At 55.1% G+C, this 20,955-nt stretch carries 16 protein-coding genes; 10 read left to right on the top strand and 6 right to left on the bottom strand.

Annotation, left to right across the window (positions count from 1 at the left end):
* The first annotated feature begins 104 nt into the window (after positions 1-104).
* Entirely contained in the window at positions 105-506 is a 402-nt protein-coding gene (locus AC2FLO_RS20570; protein ID WP_496752399.1) for a helix-turn-helix domain-containing protein, read from the top strand.
* Between the two features lie 1,335 nt (positions 507-1,841).
* Here the strand turns inward: AC2FLO_RS20570 and AC2FLO_RS20565 are convergent.
* Together AC2FLO_RS20565 and AC2FLO_RS20560 are read right to left on the bottom strand one after the other, a co-directional pair.
* Positions 1,842-2,522, bottom strand: a complete 681-nt coding sequence (locus AC2FLO_RS20565) for a hypothetical protein (RefSeq protein WP_496752398.1) — start codon at positions 2,520-2,522, stop codon at positions 1,842-1,844.
* A 50-nt stretch (positions 2,523-2,572) separates the two neighbouring features.
* Positions 2,573-2,716 (bottom strand): hypothetical protein, encoded by a 144-nt coding sequence (locus AC2FLO_RS20560; RefSeq protein ID WP_496752396.1) that lies wholly within the window; start codon positions 2,714-2,716, stop codon positions 2,573-2,575.
* A gap of 456 nt (positions 2,717-3,172) precedes the next feature.
* Here AC2FLO_RS20560 and AC2FLO_RS20555 point away from each other — a divergent pair, with 456 nt between their 5' ends.
* From AC2FLO_RS20555 to AC2FLO_RS20540, 4 genes are read left to right on the top strand one after another with little or no spacing between them, the layout of a single operon-like run.
* Complete coding sequence (locus AC2FLO_RS20555) at positions 3,173-4,684, top strand: ATP-binding protein (protein WP_496752394.1); 1,512 nt, start codon at positions 3,173-3,175, stop codon at positions 4,682-4,684.
* The gene (locus tag AC2FLO_RS20550; protein WP_496752393.1) at positions 4,681-7,419 is read left to right on the top strand and encodes a Z1 domain-containing protein; all 2,739 of its coding nucleotides are present in this window, start codon (positions 4,681-4,683) and stop codon (positions 7,417-7,419) included. Before AC2FLO_RS20555 ends, AC2FLO_RS20550 begins: the two co-directional genes overlap by 4 nt.
* Positions 7,412-8,359 carry a PD-(D/E)XK motif protein gene (locus AC2FLO_RS20545; RefSeq protein ID WP_496752392.1) on the top strand — a complete coding sequence of 316 codons (948 nt, stop codon included), beginning with the start codon at positions 7,412-7,414 and terminating at the stop codon, positions 8,357-8,359. Before AC2FLO_RS20550 ends, AC2FLO_RS20545 begins: the two co-directional genes overlap by 8 nt.
* Before the next feature lie 3 nt (positions 8,360-8,362).
* On the top strand, positions 8,363-10,462 hold the full coding sequence (locus AC2FLO_RS20540) for an AIPR family protein (RefSeq protein ID WP_496752390.1): 2,100 nt from the start codon (positions 8,363-8,365) through the stop codon (positions 10,460-10,462).
* A gap of 7 nt (positions 10,463-10,469) precedes the next feature.
* Here the strand turns inward: AC2FLO_RS20540 and AC2FLO_RS20535 are convergent, their stop codons facing one another.
* Positions 10,470-11,963 (bottom strand): DNA cytosine methyltransferase, encoded by a 1,494-nt coding sequence (locus tag AC2FLO_RS20535; protein ID WP_496752388.1) that lies wholly within the window; start codon positions 11,961-11,963, stop codon positions 10,470-10,472.
* An 84-nt stretch (positions 11,964-12,047) separates the two neighbouring features.
* Here AC2FLO_RS20535 and AC2FLO_RS20530 point away from each other — a divergent pair, with 84 nt between their 5' ends.
* Positions 12,048-12,488, top strand: coding sequence for a very short patch repair endonuclease (locus AC2FLO_RS20530; RefSeq protein WP_496752386.1), 441 nt, complete (start codon positions 12,048-12,050; stop codon positions 12,486-12,488).
* A gap of 231 nt (positions 12,489-12,719) precedes the next feature.
* On the opposite strand, the gene AC2FLO_RS20525 is transcribed toward AC2FLO_RS20530, so the two are convergent.
* Entirely contained in the window at positions 12,720-12,944 is a 225-nt protein-coding gene (locus AC2FLO_RS20525) for a hypothetical protein (RefSeq protein WP_496752384.1), read from the bottom strand.
* Positions 12,945-13,196: 252 nt separating this feature from the next.
* On the opposite strand from AC2FLO_RS20525, the gene AC2FLO_RS20520 reads away from it, so the two are divergent.
* The 3 genes from AC2FLO_RS20520 to AC2FLO_RS20510 all read left to right on the top strand — a co-directional run bounded on the left by AC2FLO_RS20520 (position 13,197) and on the right by AC2FLO_RS20510 (position 17,266).
* The gene (locus tag AC2FLO_RS20520) at positions 13,197-14,084 is read left to right on the top strand and encodes a LysR family transcriptional regulator (RefSeq protein WP_496752382.1); all 888 of its coding nucleotides are present in this window, start codon (positions 13,197-13,199) and stop codon (positions 14,082-14,084) included.
* Positions 14,085-14,677: 593 nt separating this feature from the next.
* Complete coding sequence (locus AC2FLO_RS20515; protein WP_496752380.1) at positions 14,678-16,045, top strand: hypothetical protein; 1,368 nt, start codon at positions 14,678-14,680, stop codon at positions 16,043-16,045.
* Between the two features lie 21 nt (positions 16,046-16,066).
* Positions 16,067-17,266 carry an adenylate/guanylate cyclase domain-containing protein gene (locus AC2FLO_RS20510; protein ID WP_496752378.1) on the top strand — a complete coding sequence of 400 codons (1,200 nt, stop codon included), beginning with the start codon at positions 16,067-16,069 and terminating at the stop codon, positions 17,264-17,266.
* A gap of 789 nt (positions 17,267-18,055) precedes the next feature.
* Here AC2FLO_RS20510 and AC2FLO_RS20505 read toward each other — a convergent pair.
* Positions 18,056-19,180, bottom strand: a complete 1,125-nt coding sequence (locus tag AC2FLO_RS20505; protein ID WP_496752376.1) for a pyridoxal phosphate-dependent aminotransferase — start codon at positions 19,178-19,180, stop codon at positions 18,056-18,058.
* Positions 19,181-19,221: 41 nt separating this feature from the next.
* Here AC2FLO_RS20505 and AC2FLO_RS20500 point away from each other — a divergent pair, with 41 nt between their 5' ends.
* On the top strand, positions 19,222-19,977 hold the full coding sequence (locus AC2FLO_RS20500; protein WP_496752374.1) for an N-acyl homoserine lactonase family protein: 756 nt from the start codon (positions 19,222-19,224) through the stop codon (positions 19,975-19,977).
* A gap of 52 nt (positions 19,978-20,029) precedes the next feature.
* Here the strand turns inward: AC2FLO_RS20500 and AC2FLO_RS20495 are convergent, their stop codons facing one another.
* On the bottom strand, positions 20,030-20,758 hold the full coding sequence (locus AC2FLO_RS20495) for an SDR family NAD(P)-dependent oxidoreductase (RefSeq protein WP_496752372.1): 729 nt from the start codon (positions 20,756-20,758) through the stop codon (positions 20,030-20,032).
* Positions 20,759-20,955 lie beyond the last annotated feature (197 nt).

The raw sequence follows: 20,955 nt of genomic DNA, 5'->3' as shown, positions 1-20,955 counted from the left end.
TCTGGAAGTTTTTACTACTGCTTCTCCCGCCGCGCATTCCCATCCAGATCATCGCTATATCAAAGATATGCAGCGTGTGTTGCGACACTTTCTTGAGAGTAGCGATGACAAAAAAACCGTATGAAGATTCCCGGATGGCAACGTATGTCGAACGGAGGGTGCTCGAACTGAAACCTACCAAGAGCCAAGCCGAGATCGCGGCGCAGGTGGGGTACGTCAACCCGAACATGATCACGATGATCAAGCAGGGTAGTTCCAAGGTGGCATTGGATCGCGTCCCGGCTTTGGCGAAAGCTTTGGAATGCGACGCTGCCTACCTTATGCGTCTCGCAATTGAGCAGTCGATCGGCCTGACTGCAGCCGAGGCAGTTGTCGAGGTGTTCGGAGAACCTGTCACGTCGAATGAACTTGGCTGGCTGAAGGCAATTCGCAAGGCCTCTAACAACACCGATCCTCGGCTGACCAGCCGGTCAGAGACGGTGATCAAGACCATCTTCGGGAGGTAGGTGCCATGTATGACCAGAAAGACGACCTGACATTGAATGAGCGCGCCTGGTTGCGGTTCCTCCGTGACGTGAGCAACGGAAGTGATCCTGAGCCTACCTTACGGAGAGTGCAGCTATTGAGGCGCTTTTGTCGACCTCACAAAGAAAAATGGAATGGGTTTTCGAGATTGCGGCGAGGAATGGCTGGTGAACCCTGCCTCACCGGGTCCCTCGCTGATTGAACTGAGGTTGCACAAGGTTGACAAAGGTTTACATCCGCCTTCCCGGGATCGACGGAATGTAAACCTTATACCTCTCAAAACAGCCGATTTCAGGCCAAAAGGTTTACACTAAGTTTACATTAAGTTGACAGATCCGGCCCGAAATCAGGTTTTTCAGACCAAAATGTAAACCTATTAAGCGCACAAACCCAATAAAACATGACTCTCTGGAAGAAACGCAACCGAACGCAAGCCAGAAAAGCTCTCTGAGCGACGAAACACATGCTGGGTCACACTTGGCATAGAGAAGAACACTTATTCAACTCAGGCCAGCGTACAGCTTGGCTCAGCACGATCCATATAGAGAGCTTACGCGCCCGAACAGGCCAAGTAGACCTTTTAACGTTCCGAGATGGGAAACCTGCGAACACTCAAGAAGTAAAAAAATCGTGCCGGGAAAAAAGAATACTCTCGACGGCTTAGGCTTTCCCGTGAGGAGGCAAGAATGCAGGCGCGCCCTAAAAGGCTTGGTGATCTCCAGAGATGTGTGAACAGAGATCGTCGGGAGGAGTGCTCCCTACCGACGGCCCGTTTACTTCCACCTTTTCCCTACGCCGCTCTAAGCTCCTTATGCCGTATAGATGGTTCAGCACCATCCTTAGTTTGACATTTGGCCATTTTTCCAAAATCCGGGGTCACATTTTGAGGCGAACCGACGTGCCTGTCATTGGTAGATTTTTGCAAGGAGTGGTTGCAAGGACCGATCGCCCCTCCTTCCAGCCTGCCGCAAACCACCAAATTGGTTTCCAAGCAAACTGGACAACCGGCCCCGAAGGCTATCATACCCTTGGCGCTCAAACTCCCACCCATAAAACGAAAAAAGCGCCGCCAAGCGGCGAGCCAGGCTCGCGGCTTGGCGGCTGTCCCACCCCTAACCCCTTGGGGAGGAGCCTGCCATCGCGGGTTAGGCTTTGGCTCGGGTCGTCCCGTTCGGTCCAAAACGGTTCGTGCGCGACGCGAAAGCAAAAGGCTCGACCGCGTGGCGTGCAGTACTGCTTACGAACCTGACGCACCTTTTCCGTTATTTGGCGGTGCCGGGATGCCTGGTTGGGCTGTCTGGTTGTGGACCGCCAGTCTATTCAGGCACCTTGAATTCCACAATACCTTTCAACTTGAACCCGTGGTTCAAAAGCGATTCCGTCACAAGAAATGGAAGCTCGAACAGTCCCGGGAAATCATCGACTGATTTGCTCCTACCAAGGCTATACATCCAGTTCAGCAGTTCCCCGATGTTGCACTCCTTTATCGCCGCCGCAAGCGTTCCGTACAAAAACCATGATGCATGCCGATCCGTGATAGTGGGAACTTGGTGGCGGAGACCCGGGCCAGGGAAAGGTGCACAGGTGTTTTCGACCACGACAACAAAGAATTCATCTTTTTGATGATGGACAGAGATGCGTAGCGCCGTGCAACCATCACGATTGCGCCCTGCAAAACCACATGTCGCGCGGAACTTCTCTCTCAGTATCAACTTCCCTTCGACACGCACCAACTGCTCAGACGCGCTGGAATTGCCCCTCCTCTGATAGAGTTTGAAGGGAACACGGCGGAATTTGTCGCCATATCGTTTGAGCAACTCTGTTACCTGACCGCGGGTCGCCAATCGCTCGCCCGACTTCCATTTGCTCACCTGTGACTGCTGAGTTCTGCACATGGTTGCAATTGCTGCTTGGGTCATTCCATCATTCAAGGCGATACGCACAAGTTCTTTTGTTTGAGGGAACTTGTCCTTTTTCGAAGTTGGTTTTTTGGCCATTGTTCTTTCTAAAATTTCCGGGGCCGACAAGCGGCCCCGGACAATATGAATCACGGCTTTTTTGAACCCGCAAGTTTGTTGTTGGGGTTCAGCTGCTTGCCGCGATTTCCTTGCGCCTTGGCATGAGTCTTGTTCTGCCCCGGGGTACCTTTGTTAGGGTTCTTGATGTCGGCATTGCGGTTCGGCTTTTTCATATCCGCTTCCTTTTTTCTGAGTTGCAGTCCTTCAAAAGCTAAATGCCAAATGGCATTGGCGACACGGGATCAAGTGGAATACTTCGACATATTGCGGAATACTCTTCAACTGCTTGCATCGATCCGAGGACCACCTGGTCAGCGGACACATCCACCTCGGGCGACGCCTACCAACTTTTTGATCTCAATCTTCATTAAAAATGGCGCCAGATCGAAAGGAAATGGCAGACTTTCAAACCTCAGGCAGGTGGTTTCACTTACTGCGCATCACCATTTTAACTGTTGAAGGCAATTGAACGCGGCCGCGGGGCGAACTCTGCGAACGCGACGGCCCGATCCGAATTTGGGAGAGAAACCGAAACAACCTCTTCACCTTTCGCAGGAACTGGTGTCAATTCGGGACTCGAGAAAAAACTGCAGATTTCAAGCAAATACGACAGACAGCGAGAAGAAGCCGTGCAATCAGTCCAAGGCAACCTACAAATCAACGGAAAAAGGCAGGCGGATGCCACGCCACATGCCGCATCGTTGATCGAAGGCATGCGGGACTTCGGATATACCCTAGAAACTGCCATGGCCGACATCATCGACAATTCGGTCACCTCTGGAGCCGGACGCGTCGAGGTTCTGGCCGAAACAACGACTGACGAACCTTGGATCGCGATCGTCGACGATGGATCCGGCATGACCGAGGCGGAACTCATAGAAGCCATGCGACCAGGGTCAAAAAACCCGTTGGCCGAGCGCGAAGGTCACGATCTTGGTCGATTTGGCTTGGGGTTGAAGAGCGCCAGCTTTTCGCAATGCCGCCAGCTTACCGTGATTTCCCGCAGGGACGGACATACTTCGGGGGCCACTTGGGATCTGGACAAGGTGGCGAAAACGAATGTCTGGAAGGTGGATCTGGAGGACGACCTCCATGGCCTTCCTGCAGTAGACAGACTGCCCGAGACCGGAACAATAGTCCTCTGGCGCAAGCTGGACCGACTCTCGACTAATTTCCGGTACGACACGGCCAAACGATCCGCTGAGATCAACAAGGCGCTGTCGGGCGCGGAACAGCACCTGCGCCTTTGTTTCCACCGCTACATGGAGGGAAGCAGACCCAAGTTGAAACTCCTTTTGAACGGTCGGCTTCTTGCGCCGAAGGACCCTTTCGCCACGACCCACAAGGCAACGCAGGTCGATCCGGAAGAAGTTCTGCCCCTGGTCAGAGGCGAGGTCGTTACCCGATGCTATACCCTGCCGCATCACAAGATGATGTCGAGAGCCGAATGGGAGGAGCTGGGCGGGCCCGAGGGGCATCTGCGATCGCAGGGGTTCTACATCTACAGGGAAAAGCGCCTTATCATCGCAGGCAGCTGGCTGGGTCTAGCAAGGCAGACCGAACTGACGAAGCTGTCGCGTGTCAGGGTCGACATCCCCAACACGATGGACGCGGACTGGAAGATCGACGTGCGCAAGGCGTCAGCCCAGATGCCGCCCATCGTTCGGGAGCGTCTTCGCAAGATCGTCGAAAGGCTCCAAGGAACCTCCAAACGCACGTATCAGCGTCGCGGCCGCAAGCTGGTGTCAGAAGAAAACCTGCCGCTCTGGAACCGCATCCAGAAAGATGGCGGGATCGTGTACCGACCAAACATAGAACACCCGTCGATTAAAGGCTTTTCGGATCTCCTACCCGAGAAGTTCCGACACGGTTTTCGGGCCTGCATCACGCTTCTGGGGTCCGGTCTGCCGGTCGCAGCGCTGCATGCCGACATGCTTGGCGGTGCCGAAAGTGTCGAGCCGGACAGGTCGGATTTCGCCGATCTGTCGGAAATGGCCGAAACCGCCATTCGGGAACTACTGAAGACCGGCATGACAGGTTCCGAAATCCTCAAGACCCTGTGTTCAACCGAGCCATTCGTGAATCACAAGGATTCCGTCCGGCAGCTGGCTGAAGAAATCGAGCAAGGAGAACATAAGTGAGCGCACAACTCAAGCATCTGGATAACGTCGTTTCCCAGTCTCTGGCGCACGAGCGCAAGAGCGGCGACGATCTTAGAAGCTTCATCAAGACCATGAACGCTGCTCTCAACGTGAATGCCGCTCCCGAGGCGTTGGAACAGCTGGCTCGCGACATTGAAGAGCGGTTCGGCATAACCATGGGACTTGGCGCAACCGTCGACGACGAGAGTTTCCGCCCCTGGTTGGACGAAGCCAAGGCCAGCATCGATCCGTATTACTGGGACCGCTACAAGAAGCTATTGCACAAGAATGGTCTTCCGCAGGACGTCGTCACTGGTCTGGACCAGATCACCGACCGAATACTTGGGCGGTTGGGCAACCCGGGACTGGCCGAAAAGTGGGATCGCCGGGGCATGGTGGTTGGTCACGTCCAGAGCGGTAAGACGGCGAACTACACGGGGCTCATCTGCAAAGCCGCCGACGCAGGGTATCGACTTATCGTTGTCATTGCCGGGATTCACAACAATCTGCGCAACCAGACCCAAGAGCGGATCGACGAGGGCTTCATCGGCCGCGACACGGGGCGCCTTGCAACCCAAGGCAAAAAGGGAAACCGGGCCATCGGTGTCGGGCTTTTCGACGACCGCAAGGTTCCGGTGAGTCTCACCAACACCTTGTTCGACTTCAAAAAAGGCACCGCGTCTACCAACACCAGCCAGATCGACTCCTACAAGGTGCCCGTGGTGCTGGTGATTAAGAAGAACCACAGCACGTTGAAGAACCTTCTGGACTGGCTGCGCGAGAACAGCGCCCGTGGCGACGATCAAATGATCGACCAGCCCATGCTGCTGATCGATGACGAGGCTGACAACGCGTCCATCAACACCAAGTATACAAAGGAAGATATCACGAAGATCAACAGTCAGATCCGCGATCTTCTGAATATGTTTCATCGCAGCTGCTATGTCGGCTACACTGCGACGCCTTTCGCCAACATCTTCGTCGATCCAGATCAGTACGACGACGTGTTGAAGGAAGACCTGTTCCCCAAACACTTCATCGTCGGGCTGGACGCACCGTCGAACTACTTCGGCGCGAAGAAAATCTTCATCGACGGCATCCCGGACGAAGGTGATCCTGTCTGGCTGCGCACCATCCGTGACAACGAAGATATCTTGCCGATCAAACACAAGATCGACCAGACGGTGGATGAACTGCCTGAAAGCCTTAAGGCGGCAGTCCGAGCATTTCTGATCACCCGCACCATCAGGAACCTACGCGGTCAGGCATCTTCTCATTGTTCGATGCTGGTCAACGCCAGCCGTTTCACTGATGTACAAGGCAGGTTGCGGAACCGTCTACACGAATACCTAGGTACGATTCTCGATTCCCTGCGGGTCAACGGGTCGCGTGGCAGGGATGGACTACGCGACCCTCAGATCGCGGCCTTGCAGAAAACTTGGCAACGGGAATACGCGGAAGCCGAACTGGATTGGGACCCGATCCAAAGCGCCATGCTGGACGCCGTGGCGTCAGCCAAGGTCGTCGAGGTCAACAGCCGATCCAATGGCTTGGACTATTCCGGTGAATCCCCCGTCGGTCAGACCGTGATCTCAGTCGGCGGTTTCTCACTGTCGCGGGGGCTTACTCTCGAAGGCCTGACGATCACCTGGTTCCTGCGCAACACCTTGATGTACGACACCCTGATGCAGATGGGCCGGTGGTTCGGCTACCGCGGCGGGTACGAAGATCTGTGTCGGATCTGGATGCCATCAGAGGCGATCGACTGGTACGCCCACATCGCCGAGGCCAGTGAGGAGCTGCATCTGGAACTTAAGAAGATGGAGAAGGCCAAGGCCTCGCCCGCCGATTTCGGCTTGGCCGTGCGCAGCCATCCTGCATCACTGCTGGTGACCGCGCGCAACAAGATGGGGTCGGGCCAGAAGCACGTGCTGATCGGGCTGTCCAACGCTTGGGTCGAAACGGCCAAGATCAGTGCCAAACCGGCAGATATTTCAGCCAACGAAGACGTCGCCCGGAATTTCCTGGAGGGTTTATCCAGCGCAGGTTTCCACCGGTCTTCAGCCAAAAAGGAAACCGGTGGCTTCCTGATCCGCGATGTCTCGGTGAATCTGATTGACAACTTCCTGCTGGGGTGGCGCAACCACGATCAGGCCTTCCTGACGCAAACCACGCCCATCCGTTCCTACATCGGCGAGCGACAGCATGACGAACTGGAGAAATGGGACGTGTTGGTCACCAGCGTTTCCGGCGACACGGAGCTGTTCGATATCGCTGGGTGGAGGGTCGGCCCTCAGGTGCGCAGCGTCGGCTACAAGGATCTGACTGACCACATGCTTTCCATGAGCGGCAAACGTGCTCGTATCGCCTCACGCGGCGTGGAAAAGATCGGTGTCGAGCCGGTGAAGGCGAAACAGGCAGAAGAGGAATACCTTCAGAGCTTGAAAGAGGACGGAAAGCCTGAATCCCACCGGCCTTCATTCCCGGATAGAATATACAGGCAGGTGCGCGACAAGCCGCTGTTCGTGCTCCATGTCGTCAAGGTCCGGCCGCCGGAGGAAGGCGATCTCCCGCACTTGCGCCGGATCCCAGATCGGCCCGTCATCGGCTGGAGCATCAGCTTCCCACAATCCGCCAAGCCGAGCGATCGGGTGGAGTACATCATCAATACCCAGAAGTTCCGCGAGATCTATGGGTCGGATGAAGAGGATGATGGAGCTTTCGAAGATGACTGAGACGCCATGGGACGGACTGCCCCCTAGCGGGGCGCGGCGTGTGAACAGCAAGGGGTGCCATGATTTCTTCTGGGTGCGCATGCCCGACAACGCGCCTGCCCTGCTTCTGCGGATGTCGGATGATATGTCCGAAGTATGCTCGCTGCCCAAGCTGAAGCATATCGGGGTGTTCTACCGAGTCGTCGATGGCCGGAACTCCTATTGCATCACCTTGCAGGAAAAGGCCCACATCGACTTGTTCGAGACGTTGTGCCGAGACGTCGTAGCCGCGGCTGAACAGGCGAGCGAACCGCAGCACGCCCTATCGCGCGCAGTCAGTCGAACGCTGCGCTGGCATCACCTGCTGCGCAGCGGCGGCAGGCGAGGCCTGTCTATTGAAGAACAGCAGGGTCTGGTGGCCGAGCTGGCCTTCCTCAGAGAGCTGGTTCAGCACATCGGACCGACCCAAGCCGTGGATGCCTGGAAAGGCCCTGAGAACAGCGCCAAGGATTTTGAGCTGCCCGGACTGTATTTCGAGATTAAGGCACGGCGCAGCGCCGCGCACCCCAAGGTGCGCATTTCATCGGAAGCGCAATTGTCGGACATCGAAGGCGCGAGGCTCTGCCTGCGGGTGCACGACGTCGACACCCTGCTGGGAGACGAAGGACAAAACCTGGCTGATCACGTCCGCTGCACGGCCCAGTTGTTCGATGCGGACATTGTGGCACTGGACCTTTGGGAGCAGAGGCTCGCGGCGACCGGATATCAGGACGAAACGGTCGAGGAAAACCGCCGCTGGTATCTGGGGACGGTGCGGACATTCGAAGTCAGAGAAGGTTTCCCTAGGTTGGTGCCACCTCTGCCGCCGGGCGTCGAAGAGGTGAGCTATGCGATCCGTCTGGATGCCTGCGCAGCCTTTGAGCGGTCAGAAGACCTGAACCAGATTTTGCGGAGTTGTTGACGAATGTCGGATCTTGCAGAGTTCCACCAGAGTTTCATCGCAGACATCCAAGGCGACGCGGATGCGTTGGGCCTGTACACTCAGGAAGCGTTTTTCGAGAAAGTCGGCGAAATCCTGACCGAAGCAGGTGAGATCGATCAGTGCGACTATGCCTATTTTCAGGGAAGCGAACAACAAGGACGGCGCGTAGTCCACCTGCAAGTCAGCGGATACGGAGGCGATCCCGCGGAAAGCGACGGTGTCCTGTCGCTAATCCTGTGTGATTTTCAGATTACGCCTGAAGTACGGTTGACGCGTGGGGCTGATCTGAAAGCTCAGTTCAACAAACTGGTCGAATTTCTCCGCCACGCCCGGCGCGAGGCGTTCAGAGAGAGTTTGGAAGAAACCAGCCTCGGAGCAGGTCTGGCCGATCTAATCAACACCCGCTGGAACGGCATCGAGAAGATCAAGCTGATCTTCGTCACGAACTCGGACAACAGGGCCAAGGTTGACGCCATGCCGGCCGGCACCATCGATGACAAGCCGGTCACTTACAACGCCTGGGATCTCAAGCGCCTGCAGGCTTTTGTCGAGCAGGGCAAGGCGCGGGCCGACCTGACCATCGACTTCGCCGAGGATTTTGGCGGCGGCATCCCGGTTCTGAAAGCCTCAGGGTCGGATGCCGCACTGGAAAGCTACATCGCGGTCATACCAGGCTCCCAGCTTGCTGCCATCTACGACAAGTGGGGTGCGCGCCTGCTGGAATCCAACGTCCGCAGCTTTCTGCAGGCCCGGGGCAACGTGAACAAGGGAATCCGAAAGACCATCCTGGAAGAGCCCCACATGTTCCTAGCCTACAACAACGGACTGGCTGCAACTGCTGAAAGCGTTGAGCTGGCACCGACCGAAGAAGGACTGGTCATCACCAAGGCCGACAACCTTCAGATCGTGAACGGCGGGCAGACGACAGCGTCAATTCACGCAGCGCGGAAACTGGCCGGCGAGGGTCTGAAAGACATCTTCGTCCAGATGAAATTGAGCGTCGTTCCACCGATCCTGTCGGATACCATCGTTCCGCGCATCTCGGAATTCGCCAACAGCCAGAACAAGGTGAATGCGGCCGATTTCTTCGCCAACCACCCCTTCCACATCAAAATCGAGGAGCTTTCGCGGAAAATCCTGGCGCCGGCCGGCATCAACGGGTACCGCGAAATCAAATGGTTCTACGAACGGGCCCGGGGGCAGTACGCAGACGAGCGCAGCAAGAAAACCCCGGCGGAGCGGAAGAAGTGGGACGCCGAGTTTCCACGGCGCCAGTTCTTCACCAAGACCGACCTCGCCAAATTCGAAAATACCTGGAGCGGCAAGCCCCACATGGTGTCGTTGGGTGCGCAGAAAAACTTTGCTGACTTTGCCAAGACTATCGAAAAGGCGTGGGGCAAGAATGGTGCGCGCATCAACGAGGCATGGTATCGCCACTTGATTTCCAAGGCGATCATCTTCCGCAAAATGGAAAAGCTGGTGTCCGCCCAGGACTGGTACGAAGGAGGTTACCGCGCCAACATCGTGACTTATGCCATCGCCAAGGTCGCACATGACGCGGCCGAGCGGGACCTAGTGGTCGATCTGAGCCGGGTTTGGCGGTCGCAGGACATTCCCGCGGTTCTGAAAGGTGCGCTGCTTGTGGCAGGTGCCGAGGCGCAGGAGGCAATCACCAACCCGCCGGAGGGCATTCGGAACATGAGCGAGTGGGCGAAGAAGCAGGCCTGTTGGGAATCCTTCCGCAAGCGTGAACTGTCCTACCCGGAGGAGTTTGAGGGCATTCTGATTGAGCCGGAAGAGGCCAAGTCGGAAGATGACGATGTCTCGGATGATGAGAACCTGACGAAAAGCGTCGAGGCTCAGACCCGTGTCTTTGAACTCGGTGCACAGTTCTGGGCAGAGGCGAAAATCTGGGGGCGCTCCAACAAGCTACTGTCACCATCAGAATACGGAGTGCTAGACGTCTGTTCGAAGATGCCGACGAGAATACCGACGGAAAAACAGTCTCAATTCGCGATCGAGGTTCTGAACAAATTGAAGGAAAACGGGTTCAGAGAATCCGAGGCTGCTGCGGCGCAATAGCTTGCCGTCACCCAAGCAGCCGCCGCACCGCCTTTGCGATCTGAAACGCCAGATAGGGAGGAACCGCGTTGCCGACCTGATGGTACTGTTTGGTGCGCGGGCCGCAGAAGAGGTAGTTGTCCGGGAACGTCTGCAGACGCGCGGCCTCGCGGACGGACAGCGATCGGCACTGCATGGTATCTGGGTGGATGAAATAGTGGCCATCCTTGGAAATGTGGCTGGTTACGGTTGTCGATGGCCGATCCGCGTATTGTGTCCGGAAGCGGTCAGCAAAATCGCCGGACCCCCGGTTTCGGTGCGCTGGCTGCAAAAACTCGGGAAAATCCGCAAGCTTCGGTGACCTTCCGAACACCCGGGTAAACGCCGACGAAAAAAGATAGCGTCCCAGATCGTCCGGAATGTGCCCCCTAGTCTCGTGCTGGAGAACGACCTTAAGCCGGTCGTCCAACAACCAGCCCGCAAGCTGCGCGGGCAATTCGCCAGAGCGTTTTCGCCGGGTGCCGGTGCGGAGGCGGGGCAATCTGTTGGCCCTGGCTACGGCGCGAGCGATCTTGCGAACCTCCTCAGGCGCCGCGTCCGAAGCGGCGACGGCGGAAGCTTGGTCCTGCACGGCAGCTTGCCACTCATCAGCATCGTCGCCCCGGCTCAGCCCACTTCTTAATCGGGGCAGATCGCGCAGGACTTCAGCCACCGTCACGGGGACCTGCGGACTGCCGAGGATGGGTCCTGCGAGTTCGATTTCCGAGGCAAGGTCGCTCCGGATTCCGAGAATGATCACCCGGTGCCGTGCCTGCGGAACGCCGTGGTCCTCGGCTCTGATCAGGAAATCCCGGGCTGCAGCTCGCGATCCGTCCGCAGGGGCGGGTTTGGACAGAGGCAGCAGGTGGTAGCCGTCTCCGGCCGACTCAAGATCATCTAGAACCCTGCTGAAGATGCCGCCTCCATCCACCTTGCTTGAAAGCATTCCCTTGACGTTCTCCATGACGAACGCCGCCGGGCGAAGCCTGTCCAAAACACGTACATATTCCCTGTAGAGAAAATGCCGGTGGTCGTCCTCGGGCACGTATCCAGCCTTGCCTTTGTTTCGGGCCCGCCCGACCAGTGAATAGGCTTGGCAGGGCGGACCGCCGATCAGGATCGTGTTGCCGTGATGGTTTTCGCGAGCTTGGTCAAGTTCGACCGCAAGTTCCTCGAAAACGCCTGGCTCCCCCAAAACACGTTGCCGAGCTTCTTCCGTCGCGAGCCTCCAGTTGACCGGATACAGGCCTGCCCAATCGGGCAGCTGCGAACCATAATTCAGAGCATCATGGTATTCTAGCGGAAACTCGTCGAACGACCGAAGAAAAGCTCGCAGCTGGAGCGTCTGAATCGCGTGGTCGTCCATCTCAACCGACAGCTTGATCTTCATCGGTGCGCCGGGGTCGCGCCCAGCCTGAGAAAATCCCTCGCCCAGACCTCCAGGACCGGCAAAAAGGTCAATGATGGCGAATTCTTTCGGCATGTCCTTCCTCTACTGCGGAGGTTCTACCAGGTTTCCGCAGATGTTCCAGGTCGAAATCCGGTCCGTGGGCATTATGTTGAGCAAATGGCCGATACAGTTGATCGTAAGACCCGTTCACGGATGATGTCGCGCATTCGCGACGCCAATACGAGACCTGAAACCCTGTTGCGCAAGGCATTGCATGCGCAGGGCTTCCGGTTTCGTTTGAATGTCCGGAGGCTTCCTGGGTCCCCTGACATCGTGCTGCCGAAGTGGCGTACTGCCATTTTCGTTCACGGTTGTTTTTGGCATCGGCATACCGGATGCCCGAAAGCTGCCACCCCAAAGTCAAATGTCGCGTTCTGGCATGAAAAGTTTGCAGCCAACATGCGCCGGGACGCCAAGGCCATTCAGCAACTGTATGATCTGGGTTGGCGGACACTCGTCGTATGGGAATGTACGGTGGAATCGGACGTCGATGAACAGCTCACACGCGAGCTGGCGGACTTCATTCGATGGGGCGGCGAACAACACGGCGAGTTTTGATCAAGTCAACGACCTAACTTCAGGCCCTCGTTGTTCACGCGAGGACGGCCCTTAGTTGCCGTTCGCAAGGGTGTTCGAAAGCCGCACCAGCAGCCCGCATTTCGGACATTCGTGCAGGACGCAGCATTTGAGCTTATGTGGAAGACAGCAGTGCGGGACAAAGCTGCCATAGAGGCAGTTTCCTGATTGTCAGGTTTCTATTGAAATGCCGCCAATTGCGTCAAACTCGGTTCACTCGGCGGGCGAATTGTTTAGGTCAAGTGTGCGCAGCAGCTTCTTGGCTCCCACCAGATGCCTGTTAAGACGTTCAGCTTCGCAGGTGTTTTCAGCCAGTAGCTGAGTGCAGATATCGTCCTCCAGTTCCTGCGTGAGGTCGTCTAGAAAACGCTTCACAGTAAAAAGGATCATAGTCAGGTCGGCCTCTCGAGTTCGCTTGACCTGCAGTTTCTGGAACATTTTGAGCATCCTGTTATGAGCAAGCTCGACTTGGGAGCAAGGGTCTTCCTTAAATCCGTGTACGAACGAAACTCCATGGGCAGTCCTCGGTCTCGAGGTTCTGGAAAAGCCAATGTTAATTATAGAATGAAGGACCATCCAAATCGCAAATTCCCCGAATTTCATAAGCACCGTGCTTAAGCTCATATTTTTGTAAATTGCGAATACTCACAAACGATTTTTCATTTCCCAATAAAAAAGGTAGGATTAACCATGGCCATTGGAGAAATACCATACGATTCGCTAAAGGTCTTCGCAGAGGCTGGTCGGCAGAGAAGCTTCAAAGCAGCCGCAACAGAGCTCAATGTATCGCCTGCGGCGGTAAGCCAGCGCATTAGGCTGCTTGAAGAACGGCTTGCCGTGCGTTTGTTCGTTCGCAAAACGCGAAAAGTGATATTGACGGACGAAGGACAATACCTTTTGGACGCGGTCGAAAACGGATTTCGCACCTTGGAGAACGGCATCGCTTCGGTTGCCAGGTATCGCGATCAACGACCAATCTGCGTCGCGGCAATCAATACTTTTGCCGATCAATGTCTGCTGCCAAGCATCGGAGAATATCAAAAATCAAACGCCGACGGTGCGGCAGTTCAAGTGGTTGTGTCTGCTGATCTTTTGGATCTTGAAGCCGAGAGAATTGACTTTGCAATCCGTCATGGCAGCGGTGACTACCCTGGCTGCCAAAGCACGAAACTCGCGCCAAGCCAATATATCGCAGTCTGCGCCCCCCAACGACAGAAAGATGTTCTGACGCTGCCACTTATAGATGTTGAATGGCCCGAACGCATGGTTGATGCGCCTTCTTGGCAGCGCTGGTTGGAACTGAATCCCGACATATCCCTCTCTGAACGCTCGACAGTCGGAGTGTCGATAGAGTCAATGGCAATACGTACAGCGGTGTTAGGGCAAGGTCTTGCCCTCGCGGACCGGTTGTTCGTGCAACGGGAACTGGACGCAGGCTTTCTCGTCGACGCTTTTCCCAGATTAAACGCGCTGCAACTTGATTACGGCCATTTTCTCGTGCGTTCAAATGGCTCGTTTCGTCAAGTGGCTGAGCCATTGTGGCAATGGATTCAACTCAAGTTCTCCTCTGTGGCATGATTGCCTGCAGATAAACCTGACTTTGCGCCACTCTGTCCTTGTGCAGCACGTGTCAATTCGGGCTCGTTCCGGACCTCGGGGGCGGCGCAGCATCACCATGATTTGAGAGGGAAGGAGCGGCAAGGCCGGCCCATACCGGTCACTCGAACAGGTGTCGCAATGCTGCGGTCGCAGCCCGCTTTTCGGACATTCGCCGCAGTCGCAAAATCTATAGGCGAGCGAACTCACAGATCGCGGGACATTGCTGCCATTCAGCTTCCACTCATGAACGGCTGGTGTCCGCGGCTTCGCGACCCTGACCTACATCGCTTTGACAGGCTTCCTCAGTTTTCTGCAGCTGCAAACAGAACTCGACGAAGACGGGATAAGCGGTCGCTCAGCCACGGGATATCCAGCTGAAAAGCTCAGATGACGGCCCATAGCCCAAGGCGGACCTCATGTAGCCGAGTAAGGCACGCATGTTGACATATCGGCCATCATACGCATGATAAAAGTTGAACCAAATTACAACCTTTTAGAGCGCGAGTACGAATAGACAAAATAGCAGTATACGATAGAGCATTAACGCTTTGCACTAACTCGAGGGATTGGAAATGGAACTCGGCGCTGCCTTTAATCGTGGCTCAATTCTCTTGTTCATGGTAGCATTTCTATGTTTGTCTGCCGTCGAGTCCAAAGCCGGTGCTGATGCTGTTCCATCTTACCAGAAAGTCGGAAAGGTAAAGGTTCCGTTCGGAGCGAATATTCAAAAACCGTATATCCTGGACGCTATTGACGTAAACGGTGACGGTGCAGATGACATTGCTCTGAGCGCAAGAATTCCGAACAAAAGAAGTGGCGATCTCCACAGCGCTCCTAAGGTCAGCAGCTTGTTCGGCCTCAACCAAATAAGTGCCGGCAAGTTCGCGATGTTCAGTCTTGGAGAAGCAGGAAGAACACACCGAACTTTCTCTGGAGCGTTTTTCAGGAATGGCCGGTCTGGCCCCGTTTTCCTCGCTTTGGCCAGAAACGGAGAACTTGGCGGACCGTATGACAACCCCGGTGAACCCACGAGCATCTTTTCAATCAGAGAGCAGGGCGGCAAGGTTGGAATCGGCCTGGTGTTCGAAGGGAAGGAGCTCAGCACATCCGACAATGCAGCTGCCTGCGACATAAACCGCGATGGCCGTACCGAACTTTACATCAACAATGGCGCAGCGCGGTTCAAAATCTATCCCCGGTTAAAGTCTCACGTCTATACCGTTAGTGGTGGCGGTGTACGTGAGCGATCTGAACAGAGTGTGTTTCGAAGCAAGTGGTTGGGTCGTGGCGGCAACAATTTCGTCGCACTCAAGGATATCGACGGAGATGGCGACTGCGATGCCTTGTTTGCCGTAGAGGCCTGGAAGCCCTCGGAGGGAGACGGACCTGAACCTTCGGGTACCAAATACAGATACTCTTCGTACGTGATATTCAACAAGGGCGGCTTCGGCGGTAATCGCTACGACCTGCCAAATCCACCTTTTGGCAAAGACAATTCGGCCTTTGGGATCGGTGGAACTTCCGTCAACGGCGTCCCGATGGTCGCGCTCGCTTCGCAGAAGTTTCCCGGACACAAGGAAGGTCACAGCGGGTACGCACTTCAGCTTTTCGAGTTTGATGGGCGAAAGTTCATCGATGTTTCTGGTGCCAAACTCCGAAGTGTGATTTCCCCGGGTGGCGGAGAGACATACTTTATTCGCTTCGCCGACATTGACGGCGATGGAGATGAAGACTTCTATATCAGGAATCTAGGCTCTTCGGGGCGCCCGCATTTCTATTTGAACAGAAACGGCATTTTTCATGGACAGCGCCTGAAAATCAACGGTCCGCAAGGCAGGAAATCGGTGTTTTTCCTGAATGCTCCCGGCAAGAAATGCATGGATCTGGTCGTTTTGGACGCGCGCGCCAATCTCCATATTTACTCGTGCCGTCAAACGTAATTCAGGGATGTTGTCTCGGCGATGGCTAACAGTTCTCTAGGAAGATCCGAAAGAGCAGAACTGGACAGAAGGCTACTGACGATCCTCGCTGCCGATGTGGCCGAGTACAGCAGACTAATTGCCGAAGATGAACGTAAAACTCTTGATCATCTTGAAAATCTTCATTCCATCATCGAAGAAGAAATCCGCAATCACAACGGAAGAATAGCCAATACAGCTGGTGACAGTGTCGTGGCCGCTTTCCAGAGCGCGGTTGACGCGGTTGACGCGGCAATAACGATTCAGCGGCGTCACTCATCCTATAATGAGCCAATCGATCAGGCAAAGCGCCTGATGTACAGAATCGGCATAAACATCGGGGACGTCTCGGAGAAACGAAATGGAGATATTCTTGGCCATGGCGTAAACATCGCGGCAAGGTTGGAGGCGATCGCGGTGCCGGGCGGCATCTGCCTTTCCGAGAATGTTGTCGAGCAAGTGGAAGGGAAGATTGAAACCGACTTCCACCTGATTGGCGAGCACTACGTCAAGAACATCGACAAGCCGATCAAGGCCTACTCAACGACCGGCGAATTCGCGCACAGATACCGGGGGTTGGTGCGGACGCGTGACAAGTTCTTCAAAAGCACGGCTTGGCAACTATCCCTGTTCTTCCTGGTGTGTGCAGTTTCGGCATTGCTAATTTTGGATTACTTTCAGATTTTTGAAACGCGTCCGCCCAGAAATGATCTGGATGTAATTCTTGACCAGAACCTTCCGCCTGAAGAGTTGTTGTCTCAGTTTGATCTTGTCACCTATGGCGAATTCGAAAGCTCAAGATATTACATTATCCGGACCTGGGGCGGCACGATTGACCAGATTGAAGAACTTGCTTCGCAGTTGAATGGTCATCTGGTTGCTATCAACTCCGCTGCCGAGAACGACTTTGTCTTTGAATTGTCAATGTCAGAGGAAGGGCATTGGATCGAAACGGATTCAGGGTTCAATGGGCCAATGATCGGCCTGGTTCAAGAACCGGGGTCACAGGAGCCGGATGGGGGTTGGAACTGGCTGAACGGTGATCCGTTGGACTACATAAACTGGAAACCCGGAGGTCCCGACAACTACAACGGAAACCAGTCGCTGGCGAATCTCAAGAACAATCGCGGCACACACCCGGTACCTTTCTGGAATGACATGAAGGGTGTCGCGTTTTCGTCGATAATTGAAGTTCCTCAGTGATCTGCCCTTGGTGAAGCGGGCGCCTTGCATTGACATAGGGTTTCGTGCACGCGGGAAAGGCGGAGAACCTATCTAGCCAATCCCGGGCACGCGTCGTTTTAGCTAATGGGTGCTGATCGAGGAACGTCGGATAGGTCCCGCGCCCCAGTCATTCGGCGAAAGTGATCGCGCGGTTACCTGACAGAACCACTCACATGGTCGGGGCGAGCCCGAGGCGTTCCTCACGCCACTGCAACAGCGTCGATTTCGAATTCCATCCAATCACCTGCCAACCTTGGGAAAGGAATGTGTGTGCTTGCTGGTCGGGCGTCGCCAAAGAACGTGCGACGATTTTTTGGACACGAGGGCAAACGAACGGCCGGATTGGCGAAGCAGCGTTGCAGCGGCACGGCGCTCGGGGGATCGTCGCAGTCGACCCACACCATCATGGGCTATGTCCGCTGATCGGGCATTGCACTATTTCGAGCGGAGCGCAGCATCACGCACTATGGGCTCGTTGCTGCCTTCGGATGCTACGCAGCAAACACCTGTCAGAGATCCTTTTCACCGTCACAAACGGCCCATTGCGGTCTGTTATCCTAACCACATTCGCTGCATTGCAGCTTCCTCAAAGCAGACACTGATTGAAGTTGCTGCATTCTAGTATTGCCTGCATTGCTGACAATTCATAATTGAAGCGGTTTTTCACGTCTGGCGATGTACTGGATCAGCATGATACGCACGCCAAAATGCTGCGACACATATTGCGCAAAGGGTGGCCTCTGAACCCTGTCGCATCTGCGACCCAATTCAGCCCTGCCAATTCGCCAACAATTCACCCATTCGCTCCAATCCGAGCTCCAAATTGGCTGCAGCACCTCCGCCGACACCCAGTCGGATGTGTTGTGGCATGTCATATGACGATCCGGGTAGTAGGAACGTTCGGTAGGGTTCGGCAAGTAGACGCTTGGCGAAAACACCTCCGTCAATGCCGTCCAGCCGCGCAAGACCAATCAACCCAGCCTGCGGTTTGACCCACGTTAGACGCGACTGTTCAGTGATGAATTGATCGAGACGCTCAAGCGTTTTCTGGGCAGCTATTCGCGCGGCGCGTAAAGCTTGATCATACCTGTCAGGCCTCAGAGCGATTTCGGCAATGACTTCGCCAAGAATGTTCATAATCTCGCTCGAGTTCTCTCGCAGGATAATCGCATCCCATATCAGCTCCGGGTCGCGACAAATCATCCAACCGGTGCGAAGCCCTTGCAGCCCCAGTGCCTTGGATACACTACCTGTCGTAATCCCCCGATTATACATGCCAGCGATCGAAGACGCACGATCGCCCTCCCATTCCAACCCGGCATACACTTCGTCTACAATAAGCCACGCGCCCACGCGATCCGCAATCTGGACTAGCCTTTCAAGCTCGCATCTGGTCATGAGGCGCCCGGTTGGATTATTGGGATTTGTCAGAAAGATCAGCCGCGTTCGGTGGGTTACCGCAGCTTCAAGTTCATCAAGCGGCAAGGACCATTCTGAGGCCTCGTCGCGGTCGACCAGTTTCAATGTGGCGCCAACCGCATCGGCGAGCACGCCAGCTTGTGGCCAGCCAGGACGCTCTGTCACCACCTCGTCACCCGGTTGAACCAATTGCATGAACGCCAGGTAATTGGCTTCGGCAGCGCCAGCCGTGATCAGAACATCATCAGATCGACAAATGGCCGAGAGGCCGGCCCTGTCCAATACATGACTCCTTAACGCGGGCAAGCCGCGAAAGCTCTTCTGGTTCCAATCCAGAGGAAGTTCGGGATCTAACGCGTCCAAGAACGCGCCGAGACGTGGCGATTCAGACAAGGAAAATCCAATGAACGCTTCAGGGTCCGCTTGTGTTGTATCGAGCAGGTACTGAAAAAGCGTATGTATCTTGACTTTCATCCCCAACCATAAACCCTTGTGACCAAGTAGGGAGAGAGTGCGTGCAAGCAGAGGGATTTGTCAAAGGGCATCCGTGTGAACTGGCCGTGTTGGATTATGGCCTCTTCAAGGTTCATTCCAATGGCAGGATCATAGGGATCTGCGGGTTCGCGATACGCACAGATGTCGGCGAAGTGATCCTGATCGACACTGGTTTTCCCGCAAAATATGCATCCGACACCGAAGCCGCAGTGAAAGAAGACCGATTGTTTGAGTTTGGTGAGGTTCTGACCTGTGGGCCCGATAACTTGCCGCAAGCACAACTTGCCAAGTTGGGTATCGAACCTGCCGACATCACATTGCAGATCTGTACCCATACCCATATCGACCATGTTGGTGGCTTGGGTGAGTTTCCATCTGCACCTATCCTGATATCAGCCGCGGAACGGGCCTTGCCGCGCCCGCTCTATTGGGGAGATGTACAGCCACTAGAATGGCCCGATCAGGACTATCTTGAAGTAGAAGGCGATGTTGAAATCGGACCTGGCTTCACGGTTTTAGCAGCCCCCGGCCACGCACCCGGTCAGATTGCCATGATGATTGATCTTCCGGCCGGTGCATTCTTGCTGACGAGTGATGCAATCTCCCGGCCCGCTGAGATCGACGAGAAGTTTGCGGGGGCTTGGGATGAGCAGGCCGCGATCACGAGTGCAGAACGGCTCATGACTCTGGCATCCCAGCGGAACGCCTTCGTGATTTATGGGCACTGTCCGGAGCAATGGCATGAACTAAAAAAAGCGCCAGAACTCTATCGCTGATCGCGGAAACGATTCCGCCTCAATTTCGAAAAGCACTCCTCCCAGCCAAGTCCTATCGCACGTCACGCCCTTGATTTAGGATGATGACATTGCCGCTGGAAACGTCACCTATAGGAGAAATGAGGAAACTGACCCAGGATGCGATTTGCTCGGGCTGCATCGCCTGGCCATGTGGCATGGCGTCAATGGCTTTTTGCAATACGTCTTTAGTGAGGACGCCAAAAAGCGGTGTCTCGGTCATGGCGGGGGCCAGCGAGTTCACGCAGATTTTGTCTCGCGCATAACGCCGGGCGAGGTCTTTGGTCAAAGTATCCATCGCCGACTTGGATGCCCGGTAGTGCGGAGGATCGAAGACATCAAAGTTATATGCACCGTTTGATGATATGTTTACGATCTTTTTGACGCCTTCACGTTCGAGCATCATTGGCACAGCCTGCTGGCAGCAGTGAAATGCAGAGGAAAAGTTCACCGCCATCTGCTTGTCGAATTCCTCGGCAGGTATGTTTGGAAAATCTGACATGAAACAGGTGCCTGCGTTATTGACCAAAGCATCTAACCCGCCACGCGTCGTCTTGATCTCTGTAAAAGTCTGAGAAACGGCTTCGGGCCGTGTGAGATCAACACACATCGCTGTGAAGCTAGAACCGAGTTCTACGGCCACTTCATCCAGTCCATTTGCGTCGAGGTCTAACCCTACCACATGCATCCCATCCGCGCATAATTGACGGCAAATAGCGCGGCCCATTCCCCCCGCAGCGCCCGTGACAGCAGCTATTTTCATGGCAATCCCTCTTACTTCGGCTTCGAAAAAGTTACTTTATTGTGTAGGATCGAACTTAGAAGCTCACCTTAAACCCTACAGGTCAAATTGAATTCTGCTCAAATTTTGCAATTGGCAACTAAGCCGCCCTTCCGTTTTTTTGCCCGTATGATGCTGTCGGCCCACAGCCGACATTCGGCCACTAGTCACGATGCTGC

The sequence above is a fragment of the Ruegeria sp. TASC047 genome, assembly GCF_059612445.1.
Note: the sequence above shows the minus strand (reverse complement) of the source record. Positions and strands in the feature narration are given on the sequence as shown.

What these genes read in the sequence shown, in the direction of transcription:
- AC2FLO_RS20570 (WP_496752399.1), top strand. Translation starts at nt 105, where the DNA reads ATGACAAAAAAACCGTATGAAGATTCCCGGATGGCAACGTATGTCGAA.
- AC2FLO_RS20565 (WP_496752398.1), bottom strand. Translation starts at nt 2,522, where the DNA reads ATGGCCAAAAAACCAACTTCGAAAAAGGACAAGTTCCCTCAAACAAAA.
- AC2FLO_RS20560 (WP_496752396.1), bottom strand. Translation starts at nt 2,716, where the DNA reads ATGAAAAAGCCGAACCGCAATGCCGACATCAAGAACCCTAACAAAGGT.
- AC2FLO_RS20545 (WP_496752392.1), top strand. Translation starts at nt 7,412, where the DNA reads ATGACTGAGACGCCATGGGACGGACTGCCCCCTAGCGGGGCGCGGCGT.
- AC2FLO_RS20540 (WP_496752390.1), top strand. Translation starts at nt 8,363, where the DNA reads ATGTCGGATCTTGCAGAGTTCCACCAGAGTTTCATCGCAGACATCCAA.
- AC2FLO_RS20535 (WP_496752388.1), bottom strand. Translation starts at nt 11,963, where the DNA reads ATGCCGAAAGAATTCGCCATCATTGACCTTTTTGCCGGTCCTGGAGGT.
- AC2FLO_RS20530 (WP_496752386.1), top strand. Translation starts at nt 12,048, where the DNA reads ATGGCCGATACAGTTGATCGTAAGACCCGTTCACGGATGATGTCGCGC.
- AC2FLO_RS20525 (WP_496752384.1), bottom strand. Translation starts at nt 12,944, where the DNA reads ATGTTCCAGAAACTGCAGGTCAAGCGAACTCGAGAGGCCGACCTGACT.
- AC2FLO_RS20520 (WP_496752382.1), top strand. Translation starts at nt 13,197, where the DNA reads ATGGCCATTGGAGAAATACCATACGATTCGCTAAAGGTCTTCGCAGAG.
- AC2FLO_RS20515 (WP_496752380.1), top strand. Translation starts at nt 14,678, where the DNA reads ATGGAACTCGGCGCTGCCTTTAATCGTGGCTCAATTCTCTTGTTCATG.
- AC2FLO_RS20510 (WP_496752378.1), top strand. Translation starts at nt 16,067, where the DNA reads ATGGCTAACAGTTCTCTAGGAAGATCCGAAAGAGCAGAACTGGACAGA.
- AC2FLO_RS20505 (WP_496752376.1), bottom strand. Translation starts at nt 19,180, where the DNA reads ATGAAAGTCAAGATACATACGCTTTTTCAGTACCTGCTCGATACAACA.
- AC2FLO_RS20495 (WP_496752372.1), bottom strand. Translation starts at nt 20,758, where the DNA reads ATGAAAATAGCTGCTGTCACGGGCGCTGCGGGGGGAATGGGCCGCGCT.